Here is a 13368-nt window from a genome sequence, read left to right as displayed (position 1 = left end):
GCTGCTGCGGGGACTGGGCTGCGGTCATGGCGCGGATGATAGCCGTTCCCGCCCCGGCTGACAAACCCTGCGGGACGTGACAAGCGCGGGGCAACAGGCTAGGCTGAGAAACCCGGCCCCTCGCGCCGGTACGACGCCCCGGCCCCTCGCGCCGGGGCTGGCATTCCATCAAGCCCTTCGCCATGCAGGAGCATCATGACCAAGGTTTCCCCGCTGCCCGCCGCCCGCCTTCGCGCCACGCTCGACCCCGCCCGCATCGCGTGGGAGACCAGCGACGCCATTCCGCGCCCGCCGCGCAACGGCATGCGCCGCACCCCCCAGCCCCGCGTGTTGCAGGCGCTGGAACTGGCCCTGCACATCCGTGACGGCGGCTACAACGTCTACCTTTCGGGAGAGGCCAACCTTGGCCGCACCTACATGCTGCGCGAGTACCTTGCGCCGCGCGCCCGCAAGATGGACACCCCGCCGGACCTCGTCCACGTCTACAATTTCGAGGACCCGGACAAGCCGCGCCTCATCGCGCTGCCCGCCGGGCAGGGGCGCAAGCTGCGCACCGCCCTCACCCAGGCCCTGTCCAAGGCCCGCAAGGAGGCGCCCAGCCGCTTCGAGCACGACGCCTTCGTGCGCAAGCGCACCCTGTTGCTGGACAAATTCCAGACCCAGCGCGCCAAGCTGTTCAAGGAAATGGACACCGTGGCCGGGGGCGAAGGCTTCAACCTGGACATGGACGATTCCGGCAGCCTGACCCTGTACCCCATCGTGGAGGGCAAGCGCCTCAGCGAGGACGAGTACGAAAAGCTCGACGCCACCCTGCGCAAGAGCCTGAAACTGAAGGGCGACCGGCTGTTGCAGGCCATGACCGGCCTGATGCGCAAGCTGACCCGCGCCGAGCAGGACTTCGTGGAGGACGAGCGCACCCTGGAAAAGGAAGTGGTGCGCGAAGTGCTGGACCAGTTCCTGACGCCGCTGGCCGACAAGTTCGCCAAGTCCTGCCCGTGCGACGAGTTGAAGCGCTTCTTCGCCGACATGCGCGAGGACATCCTGGACAACATCGAGGGCTTCGTGCAGCGCGACCTGCCCACCCATCCGCAGCAGCAGCCGGACCTTGGCCCGCCGCCGGAGGACACGTCGTTCCGCTACGACATCAACGTGTTCGTGGACAACGGCGAGACCCACGGCGCGCCCATCGTGGTGGACGACCACCCCACCCCGTCCAACCTGCTGGGGTGCATCGAGCGCGAATCGGAAATGGGCGCGCTGGTCACGGACTTCACCCTGGTCAAGGCGGGTTCGCTGCAAAAGGCCAACGGCGGCTTCCTGGTGCTGCACATGGAGGACATCCTGTCCTACCCCAGCGCCTGGGAAGGGCTGCTGCGCGCCCTGCGTTCCGGCCAGGCCCGCATAGAGGACGCGGGCGACGGGCAGGAATCCACCAAGACCAAGGGCATAGAGCCGGAACCGCTGCGCCTGAACCTGAAGGTGGTGCTGGTGGGCACCGAGGAGATGTACGAGACGCTCCTGGTCAACGACGACCGCTTCCCCAAGCTGTTCAAGATCAAGGCGCACCTCACCGAGGCCACCGAACGCAACGCCGACGGCGTAAAGGTGTACCTTTCGCGCATCGCCCGGATCATCGACGAGGCCAGGCTGCTGCCCTTCGACCGCGACGCCATGGCGGGCCTGGTGGACTACGGCTCGCGCATCATCGAGGACCAGCGCAAGCTGTCCCTGAAATTCCCGGTGCTGCGCGAACTGATGATCGAGGCGTCGGCCCTGGCCTCCATGAAGGGCAGCCCGCTGGTGGACCGCACCACCCTGCACGACGCCATGGTGGCGCGCACCTACCGCGCCAACCTGGTCGAACAGAACTTCATGGACGAGTACGACCGCGAGCTGATCAAGGTGCGCACCAGCGGCAGCGAGGTGGGCCGGGTGAACGGCCTGTCGGTGACCTGGTACGGCGACTTCGAGTTCGGCCTGCCGCACCAGATATCCTGCACCGTGGGCGTGGGGCACGGGGGCATCATCGACCTCGAGCGAGAGGCCGAGCTTGGCGGGCCCATCCACACCAAGGCCATGATGATCCTGAAAAGCTACCTGGTCAGCCAGTTCGCGCGGACCAAGCCGCTGGTGATGACCGGCAGCCTGTGCTTCGAGCAGAGCTACGCGGGCATCGAGGGCGATTCCGCCTCCGGCGCGGAACTGGCGGCGCTGCTTTCGGCCATCGCGGAAGTGCCCATCCGGCTTTCGCTGGCCTTCACCGGCGCGGTCAGCCAGTCCGGCCAGATCATGGCCGTGGGCGGCGTGACCCGCAAGGTGGAAGGGTTCTTCGAGGTGTGCAGCCGCCACGGGCTGACCGGCGAACAGGGCGTGATCCTGCCGCGCGACAACATCGCCCACCTGATGCTGAAGCAGGAGGTGGTGGCCGCCGTGAACGAGGGGCGCTTCTCCATCTGGCCGGTGGCGCACATCACCGAGGCCATGGAACTGCTCACCGGCATGCCCGCCGGGCGCATGCGCGCCGATTCCACGTTCACCCCCGGCACCCTGTACGACAAGGTGGACCGCCGCCTGGCCGAACTGGGCAGGCTGGCCAAGGATGCCTTCAGGCAGAAGCGCAAGCGCTAGGGGCTGTTTCTAAAAGGGCGCGCATCACGCCATCACGCGAAAACGCACGAAGCCCCGGCATCGCCTGATGCCGGGGCTTCGTGCGGGCTATTTCTTCGCGCCGCCCTTGCAGGCCTGCACCAGCACCTCGCCGGGCAGCAGCACTTCCTCGCGGCAGTTCGGGCATTTCACCCGAATCCTGGCGGTTTCCGACGCCGGTAGTTTCTTGCGCATCATGAACACCTTGTGACAGTAGGGGCAGCGCACCCTCAAGCCTTCCGGATCCACCGGCTGCATCACCTTCTCCCCTTGCGTATGCTGGATGCGGTTGCCCCCGCGTGGCCCGTGCACGCCCGCGCCACATGGCGGGGCAGGGTGCCTGCTCCTTCGGACTTCCTATCCGGTAACCGTCGCCGATGCAACAATGGCGGCAGGATGCGCCCGTGCCCACCCGTGTCCGGCCTGCCATGCCGCCGTGTCACCCGTGCCGCCCGTCCGCCTTGACCTTGCCGCCCGTCTGCCTTGACCTTGTTACGTGGACGGGCGTAGAACGCGCCCAACATTCGACCGCCCACGGAAGCCCGATGCACCCGCTGCTGCGCGACAGGAACCTGCACACCATCTTCGGCATCACCCTCACGGTAATCATGGGCGTTTCCAGCGTCATGCCCGCGCTGCCGCTCATGGCGCGCGAACTGGACATTCCGCTGGCCTCGGTGGGGCTGGTGCTGACGGCGTTCACCCTGCCCGGCATCGTGCTGGCCCCCATTGCGGGGGTGCTGGCGGACCGCCTGGGCCGCAAGCGCGTGCTGCTGCCCGCCATGGCCCTGTTCACACTGGGCGGCACGGCCTGCTTCTTCGCGCACGATCTGCCCGTCCTGCTGGCCTGCCGCTTCTTGCAGGGCCTTGGCGCGGCCCCGCTGGGGGTGCTGTACACCACCCTCATCGGCGATCTGTACGAGGACAACGACCGGGTGCGCGCCATGGGCTACAACGCCGGGGTGCTCAGCCTGGGCACGGCCATCTTTCCCGCCGTGGGCGGCCTGCTGGCGGAACTGGGCTGGAACGCGCCCTTCCTGCTGCCGCTGGCCGTGCTGCCGCTGATGGTGGCCGCCGCGCGCCTGCGTCTGCCCGCCTCGCGCGCCACGCAGCGCCTGGGCGACTACTTCCGCTCCACCCTGCGCATCGCGCTTTCGCCCCGCGCGCTGGTGCTGTTCGGGCTCTCGCTGCTCACCTTCGTGCAGTTGTACGGCCCCATGGTCACCTTCTTCCCGGTGCTGGCGGACACCCGCTTCCACGCCGCGCCATCGCGCATCGGAGCCGTCTTCGCCGTGTCCTCGCTGGGCACGGCCATGATCGCCTCGCAACTGGGGCGGTTGTCGGAACGGTTCCCGGCCCGACGGCTGATCATGCTCAGCCACGTACTGTATGCAACCGCCATGCTGCTCCTGCCGCTGATGCCCGGCATGTGGTGGCTGCTGGGGCCGGTGCTGTGCTTCGGCATGGCCCAGGGCCTGAACCTGCCCAACCTGTCCACCATGATGACCTCGCTGGCCCCCACCCAGCAGCGCGCCGCCATCATGGCCGTCAACGGCACCTTGCTGCGCCTGGGCCAGACCATCGCCCCCCTGCTGTTCGGGCTGCTTTACGCCGGGGGCGACCTGCCCGCCGTGTTCGCGGGCGGAGCAGCCGTCAGCTGCATGATGCTGGCGCTGGCCGCGTGGCAGCTGCGGTAGGGGCCGCGCCCTGTCTACACCGCGCCGCCCGGCAACTGCCGGAAAAACCCGCCGATGACGCGACATTCCGACGCACGGACGCACGAAGGGGAGGGAGCCTTTCTGGAAAGACCCCTCCCCTTTCGCAGTGCGACCGTTCAGGCCCCGCATCGCGCGGCCGGTCCGGAAGTCCGGCCTGTCCCCGACCTGTCGGGCGGCCTATCGGGCGGCCAGTTCGATGATGGCCCTGCAGAACGCGGGCAGGTCGTCGGGCTTGCGGCTGCTCACCTGGTTGCGGTCCACCACCACCTCGGCGTTCTCCCAGATGGCCCCGGCGTTGATCAGGTCGTCCTTGATGCCGGGGGTGGAGGTGCAGCGGAACCCGCGCATGATGCCCGCCGAGATGGGAATCCACCCGGCATGGCAGATGTGGGCCACCACCTTGCCCGCCTCGTGCATGCGGCGGGTGAGTTCCAGCACCTTGGGGTCGCGGCGCAGCTTGTCCGGGGCGAAGCCGCCGCTGATGACCAGCAGGTCGAACCCGGCGTCGTCCATGTCGGCGATGGCGGCGTCCGCCTTGCAGGGGTAGCCGTTCTTGCCCGCGTAGGTGCGGCCCTTCTCCGGCCCGGCCACCACCACTTCCGCACCCTCTTCGATCAGGCGCAGCTTGGGGTACCACAGTTCCAGGTCTTCATACACGTCGTCCACGAACATGAGGACGCGCTTTCCCTTCAGCCGTTCCATGTGTCCCTCCCGCCCCGCTCCGGCGGGGCAATCGGCTTGCCGTAACTGAAAGGGGCGGCTTTCGCCGCCCCGTGAACATCGCGCCGCGCCTCTTAAGGGGCTGTCTCCAAATTAGGTTTTTTGTTCGTTGGCAAGGAAAACGAGCTTGGCATGAGGGAGTGCGGCAGCCGTTAGGCGAGCTTGCGAGCCTTAAGGATGGCGACCGCAAAGCGTACTCTTATCGTATTCGACCGAGCCTTAGCCGTTAGGCGAGCGCACAGCGCGAGTCTTACGGATAAGGACAGCAAAGCCATGCCAAGCGAAGTTTGACGAAGCCAACGGGCAAAAGGACAATTTGGTGACAGTCCCTAGATGATACGCTTGCGAATATGGGTGACGAACACCTCCGCGATGACCACCACCGCGAAGATGCATACCAGTATAAGCGCCACGCGGTCCCAATGGAACAGGTTGAGCGCCTCGTCGAGAGCCATGCCGATGCCCCCCGCGCCCACCAAGCCGATGACCGAGGATTCGCGCACGTTGATGTCCCAGCGGAACAGGGCGATGCCCCAGAACGCCGGAGACACCTGCGGCCAGTAGCCCTTCAGGAACACGCTGATCCACGGCGCCCCGGAGGCGCGCAGCGCCTCGATGGGGCCGGGGGCGGATTCCTCCAGCGCCTCGCCGAACAGCTTGCCCACGAAGCCGATGGAACGCACGGCGATGGTCACCGTGCCCGCCAGCGTGCCGGGGCCGAACACCGCCACGAACAGCAGCGCCCAGACCAGCGTGTTGACCGAACGCGAGGAGACCAGGATAAACGTGGCCAGCCAGTTCAGCGCGGGCACGCGGCACACGTTGCCGGCCGCCATGATGCCCACGGGAATGGCAATGCCCAGGGTCATGATGGTGCCCAGGGTGGCGATGTGCAGCGTTTCGATGAGCACCGCGTGCACGCCGCGCTCGTAGTAGGCGAAGTCCACCGGCCACATGCGCTTGAACAGGTCGGCCACCTGCTCCGGGGCGTCCATGAGGAACTCGGGGATGATCTCCACCGTGCGGAACGACCATGCCAGCAGGATGCCCGCCGCGAGAAAGACCGCGAAACGCGCCATGCGCTCCGCCGGGGTGAAGCGTTGCCAGGTGCGCACCTCGCTCATTGGAACACCCCCTTCACCCGCACCGCCACGTACTCGGAAACCATGATCAGGGCGATGATGGCCAGCAGGATGGCGCACACGAAGCTGTAGTCGAAGCGCTGGAAGGCCGCGGCCAGGGTGCCGCCGATGCCGCCCGCGCCCACGATGCCGATCATGGTCGAGTTGCGCAGGTTGGAGTCCACCTGGTAGGTGGAAAAGCCGATGAACCGGTTCAGCACCTGCGGCAGCACGGCGAAGGTCAGCACCGAAAGGAACGGCGCGCCCGCGGCCCGCGCGGCCTCCACCGGCTTGAGCGAGATTTCCTCGATGGCCTCGGCGAACAGCTTGGCCACGAAGCCGATGGACGCGAAGATCAGCGTCAGGATGCCCGCCAGCGGGCCGAAGCCCACGGCCTTCACGAACAGGATGGCGAAGATCACCGGGTGGAACGAGCGGCACACGGCGATGAAGGCGCGCGCGGGCCAGGTCAGCCAGTCGGGCATCAGGTTGCGCGAGGCGGCCAGCCCCACCGGCAGCGAGATCAGCACCCCGAACAGCGAGGAGATGAGCGCGATCTGCAACGACTCCAGCAGGTTGTCGATCAGCAGCTTCCAGCGCTTGAACTCCGGCGGGAACATGGCCCCCAGGAAACGGGCGCCGTTGTCCAGACCCGCCAGCAGGCGGTCCCAGGAAATGTCCAGGATGGACAGCGCATACAGACAGTAGGCCACGGCCAGCAGATAGCCCAGGCGGGCCCACCAGTTGACCGCGAAGGGCGCGGGACGGGCGACGGTTGCAGCGCTCATGCCAGCCAGTCCTCGCCGCCGTAGATGAGCTTGAGGTGGGCGTCGGTCAGGTCGCCGGGCACGCCGTCGAAGACCACCTCGCCCTTGGACATGCCCACCACCCTGTCGGCGAAGCGGCGGCCCAGCGACACGTCGTGGATGTTCACCAGCACGGGGATGTCGTTGGCGGCGGCCACCTCGCGCAGGAGTTCCATGATCTCCACCGAGGTCTTGGGGTCCAGCGACGAGGTGGGCTCGTCCGCCAGCAGGATGTGCGGCTGCTGCATCACCGCGCGGGCGATGCCCACGCGCTGGCGCTGCCCGCCGGAAAGTTCGTCGGCGCGGGCGCGGGCGAATTCGGTCAGTCCCACCATGTCCAGCAAGTCGTAGGCGCGGTCGATGTCCTCGCGCGGGAACTTGCGCAGCCAGGCGCGCCACGGCGAAATGTAGCCCAGGCGGCCGCAGAGCACGTTTTCCATCACCGACAGGCGTTCCACCAGGTTGTATTCCTGGAACACCATGCCGATGCGCCGCCGCGCGGCGCGCAGGTTGGCCCCGCGCAGCGCGCAGATGTCCTGCCCGCTGACCAGGATGCGCCCGGACGTGGGCTCGATGAGCCGGTTGATGCAGCGCAGCAGCGTGCTCTTGCCGGTGCCGGACGGGCCGATGATGGCGGTGGTGCACTGCCCGGCCACGGTCAGGCTGATGTTCTTGAGCACGGGCTTGCCGCGCGTGTATTCCTTGCGCAGGTTCTCGACGACGAGCGACTTGTCGCCCGCGCTGCAGGCGGGGCGGCGGGCAATGGTAGAGGACTCGGTTTCCTTGTGCACGGTGCTGATTCCCAATGCTGCGGGTGATGGCGCTGCACGGCGGCGGCCGGGCATTGCCCGGCGCATGTCATGGCGCGCGACGAACGTATTGCCGACAGGCATGGCGCGTCCCGGCGGAACGCCCCGCTACATTCCGCCGTGCATCGCGCGATGCACCCCCCGGAATGCGGACGGGAAAATCCGGGCATGCGCCCGGACCTGATGACCGGATGGCCGCGCAGCCCGCGCATGCTGCACGGACACGGCGGCGGCACCCCTTCTGCCGACGGACGACAAGGCGGGTGCAGGGCCCGACGCCCGGCACCCGCCATCCGGAATTGCTATTGCTTCTTGGCTTCGGCTTCCTGCTTCTTCTTGGCGGCCTCGGCGGCTTCCTTCTCGGCGATCTTCTGCAGACCGGACTGGTTGAAGGTTTCGCCGTTGGCTTCCGCTATCTCGCGGATGACCGCCCAGTCCTTCTGGTAGGTCACCGGGAAGAACCGGTCGGCCCCGCCGAAGGTCTTCTGCATTTCGGGGGTGAAGCGGTATTCGTGGAAGGCGTCGACGATCTTCTTCACCAGGTCGGGGTTCAGGTCGTGGGCATAGCCGAACGACGACGTGGGGAACACGTCGCTCTGCCAGATGACCCGGTAGTCGGCCTCGCTGATGCGCCCGGCCTGGGCCATGCGCTTGAACACGTCGCCGGCCACGGGGGCGGCGTCGTAGTCGCCGTAGCCCACGCCCAGGATGGACTGGTCGTGCTTGCCCGAATAGACCACGGTGTAGTCCTTTTCGGGGGTCAGGCCCAGCTTGGGGAAGATGGCGCGCGGGGCCAGGTTGCCGGAGTTGGAAGAGGCGGAGGTGTGCGCCACCTTCTTGCCCTTCAGGTCGGCCAGGGTCTGGAAGGGGCTGTCCTTGCGCACGATCATCAGCAGGCGGTAGCCTTGGAAGCCTTCGGCGTCGCCCTTGACGGCGATGGGCACGTAGCCCGCCAGGTTGACCGCGTAGCAGGTGGGGCCGGTGGAAAAGCCCGCGATGTGTAGGCGGCCGGAGCGCATGGCCTCCACTTCGGCGGCATTGGACTGCACGGTGTAATAGATGACCTTCTTGCCGGTCTTCTTTTCCAGGTAGGCCTGGAAGTCGGCGAAGGCATCCTTGTAGACGGCGGGATCTTCAACGGGGGTGTACGTGAACACCAGCGTGCCCGGATCCTTCCACTTCCCCTTGTCCTTGGGGGTATCGGCCACCAGGTCCTTGTTGTCGTCGCAGAACATGGCGTCCAGCGCGCCACGGTTCGCGCACTCGTCGGCGGCCCTGGCGATGTCGGCGGTCATGACGCACAGGCCCGCGGCCAGAACGACCGGAGCGAGCAGCAACTGCATCCACTTCTTTGTCATTGCCTTCTCCTAGATATGGCGTTGACGTTGGAATGATCGGCCCTTGCGGCGTCTCATCCTCGTCACCGAAACGCCGCAAAATCGTCATAGTATAATCCAGAGGGGTTTATTCTCAAAGCATTTTCTGTCCGCCGTACATCCGGCGGGGGGCCGCATGGCGACATCCTGCCGGATGTACGCATGCCCGCGCAAGCGACGTTACCGTTACGCCATGCATGACCACGCGGGCGCCCGTTCCGGAAACCCCCGCAGGTCAGTATCCCCCCAGGTCCTCCACTACAAGCGCGGGCTGCCGGGCGAGTCCGGCAAGATCCTCGCGTCGGGTTTCGCCGCTGAGCACCAGGATGAAGTCCATGCCGGCGTTTTCCGCAAGCAGCTTGTCGGTATAGATGCGGTCGCCCACCATGGCCATCTCGTGGGGCTGGTAGCGCGTGAGCAGCGAACGCAGCAGGATGGTGTTGGGCTTGCCGAACACCATGTCCGGCGTGCGTCCGGTGGCCGCCTCGTACAGTGCGATGAAACTGCCCGCGTCGGGCAGCGGACCCTGCGGCGAGGGGCACACCTTGTCGGCATGGGTGGCCAGGAAGGCCACCTCGGGCCGTTGCAGCAGCAGGCACGATTCCGTGAGCTTGCGGTAGGTCAGTTCCGTGTCGTAGCCCAGCAGCACGGCCTGGCAGTCGGCCCCGGCGGTGAACGCGATGCCGGGCACGCGTTCGCGCAGGAAGGCCGTGAAATTGGCGTTGCCCACCGGATAGACGCGGGTGATGTCCTGTTCCCGCAGATGGTCCACCAGCGGCAGCAGCGGCGAGAGCATGCGGTCGAGCCCGATGTGGATGCCCATGCCCGCCAGCTTGGCCGTGTAGTCGGCAAGGTTCTTTGAGGTGTTGTTGGTCAGGAACTGGATGTCGCGCACCCCCAGGTTACGGCGGATGAAGTCCACCGTGCCGGGGATGGGCCGGTCGCCCAGGTACACCGTGCCGTCCAGGTCGAAGATGATGCAGCGCTTCTGGTCGAGATTCATGAATATCCCATGCAGTATGTGGATGCGGTGCGTTGTCCGGGAATGATGCCGAAGGGGGAGTCCCGGCCGGGTGGCCGGAGGCGGAGTGCGCGGGCACGGAATGCGCGGGGCACGTCCCGGCAGCATGTCGCACGGCCGGGCCTTCGCGTCAACGCCGGGGGGGCTGGTTCCGTGGCCGCCCCGCGCGCGCCTCCATTTCCGATGGATGACGTTTCCCTTCCATTACATACTGTTACAACAATGTTGCAGTGGCACGGCAACTCCATTATAGCTAACGCGCCGCCGGGGGGCGGGCATGCCGACAGGGCGTGCCCGGCCGCATTCCGCCGTGCCCCGCGCGCCACCCGTGGACCCCACCATGGCATGCCCCATGGTACCCCCATGGTATCGCAGAACGCGGCCCGCCCTCTCCCGGCTCCGCGCATCCACACCCTTACTTGCCCCGCCAGGAGCGACCCCACTTGCAGGACAGGCAGACCCAGCCCCAAGACTCTTCCGGAACATCCACCGGGCCCTCCCGCGAGGCCGCCCGCGATTCCGAGAGCCAGGCGCAGCCCTCGCGCATCAGCTATCTCGACGGCATCCGTTTCCGCCGGGTGGTGCGCGCCGCCGCGCACCGCCTCATCGAAAAGCACGGCCATCTCAACGCCATCAACGTGTTTCCCGTGCCGGACGGCGACACGGGCAGCAACATGGCCGGAACCATGAAGTCCATCGTGGCCTCCACCTCGGCCACGCCGGAAAGCTCCATCGGCCGCATGAGTTCCATCGTGGCCGAATCGGCGCTCATGGGCGCGCGGGGCAACTCGGGGGTCATCCTGGCCCAGTTCCTGGCCGGGTTTTCGGAAGGGGTGAAGGACCTGTCGCGCGTCAGCCCCCGCGACTTCGCCGAGGCCGCATCGCTGGCCGCCCGCCGCGCGGTGGAGGCCATCGCCCAGCCCAAGGAGGGCACCATCCTCACGGTGATCCGCGACTGGGCCGACCACCTGCGCGCCAACTGCCACTCCTACAAGGATTTCCATCACCTGCTGCACGATTCGCTGGACCGTGCCCGCCAGTCGGTGCAGGAGACGCGCGAAAAGCTGGCCGCGCTCAAGGCCGCCAACGTGGTGGACGCCGGGGGTCTCGGTTTCGTGTACCTGCTGGAAGGCATCGTGGAATTCACCGAGCGCGGCACCATCAACCGGCGGCGGCAGGCGACCGATGCACCGGGCGCGCCAGACGCCCCCGGCGCAACGGATACGACGGACGCAACGGACACGGCGGATGTCCCGGACGGCGGCGACAGCGCCACCCTCGGCGAGGCCCAGGAACGGGTGGCCGTGCAGGAACTGACCTACGGCTTCTGCACCGAATGCCTGATCCGCACCGAGGCGAACAGCCCCATCGACCGCGAGGAGTTGCGCACCCGGCTGGAGGAACTGGGCGATTCCATCGTGGTGGCGGGCGCCGGGGCCGTGACCCGGGTGCACGTGCACACCGACACGCCGGACATGGTGTTCGCCATCGCCGCCGAATACGGCGAGGTGTCGCACCACAAGGCCGAGGACATGCTGCGCCAGCACCGCGACCTGCTGGCCGCCGTGGCCAGGACCCATCCCCAGGCCGCGCCCGCGCCCACCGGCACCGCCGTGGTCACCGACTCCACCTGCGACCTGCCGCGCGAACTGCTGGACGAATACGCCATCCGCACCGTGCCCCTGCGCCTGTTTCTGGACGACGAGGAGTTCGTGGACAAGGTGAGCATCTCGGCCGACGAGTTCAACCGCCGCCTGCCCTCGTCCCGTTCCGCGCGCACCTCGCAGCCCGCGCCCGCCGATTTCCGCGCCGTGTACGAGGATGTGCTGGCCACCCATGCCGAAGTGGCCTCGCTGCACGTCACGGCCATGTACAGCGGCACCCACCAGTCCGCCGCCGCCGTGGCCCGCACGGTCTCGCCGCGCATCGCCGCCGTGGACTGCCGCACCCTGACCGTGGGCCTCGGCCTGGTGGTGCTGGAGGCGGCCCGCCGGGCAAGGTCAGGTATGGATGCGACGGAGGTGGCCCGCCTGGCCGCGCGCGACGCGGACAACCTGCATGTGTATGTTTCCATGGACACCCTGGACTTCGCCGTGCGCGGCGGCCGCATGAGCCGGGGCACCGGCATGGTGGCCAAGCTGCTGCACATCAAGCCGGTGCTGTGCTTCGACCCGCGCCAGGGCGGCAAGGTGGAGGTGGCGGCCAAGGGCATCGGCCCGCGCCGCGCCGGGGAAAAGCTGTTCGCCCTGCTGGGAAAGGCCATGGACGGCCTGACCAACCCGCGCCTTGCCGTGGCCCATGTGGGCGCGCCGGAAACCGCCGCCCGCTACGCCGCCGAACTCACGGCCCGCTTCGGCGTGGCCCCGCTGTACGTGGTGCCCGCCTCGCCGGTACTGGGCTGCCACAGCGGCCCCGGCGCCTGCGCCGTGGCCCTGCTGGGTGATCCCAAGGCAGACGCCGCCCTGCGGGCCGGTCCGACCGATCCGAGCGAGCGGCCCGGTTCGACCGAGCAGGCCGAGCCAGCCGAGCGGGTCAATCCCAAGGACGACTGAATCCCCGTTCCATCTGCCGGATACTCATGCACCGGCGCGGCGTTTCGCGGCCGCGCCCTTGCCAGACGCCCGGCTTGCGGCTATCTCTTGTTACATGGAAGGCAGAAACGGGGCTCGTCCCGCCCGCCTTCGTCCCGCATTGCAGGCAGCCATGGACCGGCAGCCCCGAACCGGCGACATGACGCCGTCCCCGACCGCATTCCGGACGATAGCGGGGGACGCGGCCATGGCGCCACGGCTTTCGTGCCAAAGGGGGGTGCGCCATGGCGTACGTCTATTCCGATATCTCCACCTTCTCCGGCCGCAGGATGCTGGAAATGGTGCTGGGGCAGCAGGTGCGCTCCGGCATGCGCCTGCAGATCACCGACGAGATCATCGCCCTGTACCTGCGCTCGGTGCAGGTGGCGGAACAGTACCCCACCAAGGTGGTGACGGCCTCGCAACGCGGGGTTCCCCCGGAAGTGCTCCGGGGGCTGATTACAAGCTGGTCCATCTGACGCACGCACCGGCGGTTTCTTCGGAAGCCGCCGTTTCATTTGTCCGCCGCTTTCCGCCGCTTTCCGCAGCCCCCCCCCCCGGCCAGTTCCGTCGTCCCGGCG

At 67.6% G+C, this 13368-nt stretch carries 11 protein-coding genes; 4 read left to right on the top strand and 7 right to left on the bottom strand.

The genetic code is table 11. The annotated features are described in order from the left end of the window. Positions 1–195 precede the first annotated feature (195 nt). Positions 196–2628, top strand: coding sequence for a Lon protease family protein (locus V6B97_RS04700; protein WP_333505332.1), 2433 nt, complete (start codon positions 196–198; stop codon positions 2626–2628). 87 nt (positions 2629–2715) lie between these two features. Here V6B97_RS04700 and V6B97_RS04695 read toward each other — a convergent pair whose 3' ends face one another. Then, the gene (locus V6B97_RS04695; protein WP_333505331.1) at positions 2716–2904 is read right to left on the bottom strand and encodes a hypothetical protein; all 189 of its coding nucleotides are present in this window, start codon (positions 2902–2904) and stop codon (positions 2716–2718) included. A gap of 287 nt (positions 2905–3191) precedes the next feature. Here V6B97_RS04695 and V6B97_RS04690 point away from each other — a divergent pair, with 287 nt between their 5' ends. Then, positions 3192–4343 (top strand): MFS transporter, encoded by a 1152-nt coding sequence (locus tag V6B97_RS04690; RefSeq protein ID WP_333505330.1) that lies wholly within the window; start codon positions 3192–3194, stop codon positions 4341–4343. 198 nt (positions 4344–4541) lie between these two features. On the opposite strand, the gene V6B97_RS04685 is transcribed toward V6B97_RS04690, so the two are convergent. The 6 genes from V6B97_RS04685 to V6B97_RS04660 form a co-directional block, all read right to left on the bottom strand. Continuing rightward, positions 4542–5066 (bottom strand): type 1 glutamine amidotransferase domain-containing protein, encoded by a 525-nt coding sequence (locus tag V6B97_RS04685; RefSeq protein WP_333505329.1) that lies wholly within the window; start codon positions 5064–5066, stop codon positions 4542–4544. A 347-nt stretch (positions 5067–5413) separates the two neighbouring features. Beyond that, positions 5414–6208: a phosphonate ABC transporter, permease protein PhnE gene (phnE, locus tag V6B97_RS04680; protein ID WP_333505328.1), complete on the bottom strand. Its 795-nt coding sequence runs from the start codon at positions 6206–6208 to the stop codon at positions 5414–5416. After that, on the bottom strand, positions 6205–6993 hold the full coding sequence (gene phnE, locus V6B97_RS04675; RefSeq protein WP_333505327.1) for a phosphonate ABC transporter, permease protein PhnE: 789 nt from the start codon (positions 6991–6993) through the stop codon (positions 6205–6207). Before phnE (V6B97_RS04675) ends, phnE (V6B97_RS04680) begins: the two co-directional genes overlap by 4 nt. Then, entirely contained in the window at positions 6990–7802 is an 813-nt protein-coding gene (gene phnC / locus V6B97_RS04670; RefSeq protein ID WP_333505326.1) for a phosphonate ABC transporter ATP-binding protein, read from the bottom strand. The genes phnE (V6B97_RS04675) and phnC overlap by 4 nt, the downstream gene beginning before the upstream one ends. A gap of 320 nt (positions 7803–8122) precedes the next feature. Next, a complete protein-coding gene (phnD, locus tag V6B97_RS04665; RefSeq protein WP_333505325.1) occupies positions 8123–9178 on the bottom strand; it encodes a phosphate/phosphite/phosphonate ABC transporter substrate-binding protein in 1056 nt (351 codons plus the stop codon). 253 nt (positions 9179–9431) lie between these two features. Next, complete coding sequence (locus V6B97_RS04660) at positions 9432–10199, bottom strand: HAD-IIA family hydrolase (RefSeq protein WP_333505324.1); 768 nt, start codon at positions 10197–10199, stop codon at positions 9432–9434. A 461-nt stretch (positions 10200–10660) separates the two neighbouring features. Here V6B97_RS04660 and V6B97_RS04655 point away from each other — a divergent pair, with 461 nt between their 5' ends. Continuing rightward, positions 10661–12769, top strand: coding sequence for a DAK2 domain-containing protein (locus V6B97_RS04655; protein WP_442935464.1), 2109 nt, complete (start codon positions 10661–10663; stop codon positions 12767–12769). 263 nt (positions 12770–13032) lie between these two features. Continuing rightward, complete coding sequence (locus V6B97_RS04650; protein ID WP_333505323.1) at positions 13033–13266, top strand: hypothetical protein; 234 nt, start codon at positions 13033–13035, stop codon at positions 13264–13266. The last annotated feature ends 102 nt before the right edge of the window (positions 13267–13368 follow it).

Source organism: Nitratidesulfovibrio sp. 1201_IL3209, from assembly GCF_036763125.1.
In the GTDB taxonomy this organism is placed as follows: domain Bacteria; phylum Desulfobacterota; class Desulfovibrionia; order Desulfovibrionales; family Desulfovibrionaceae; genus Cupidesulfovibrio.
This window is presented reverse-complemented; position numbering and strand designations above follow the sequence as displayed.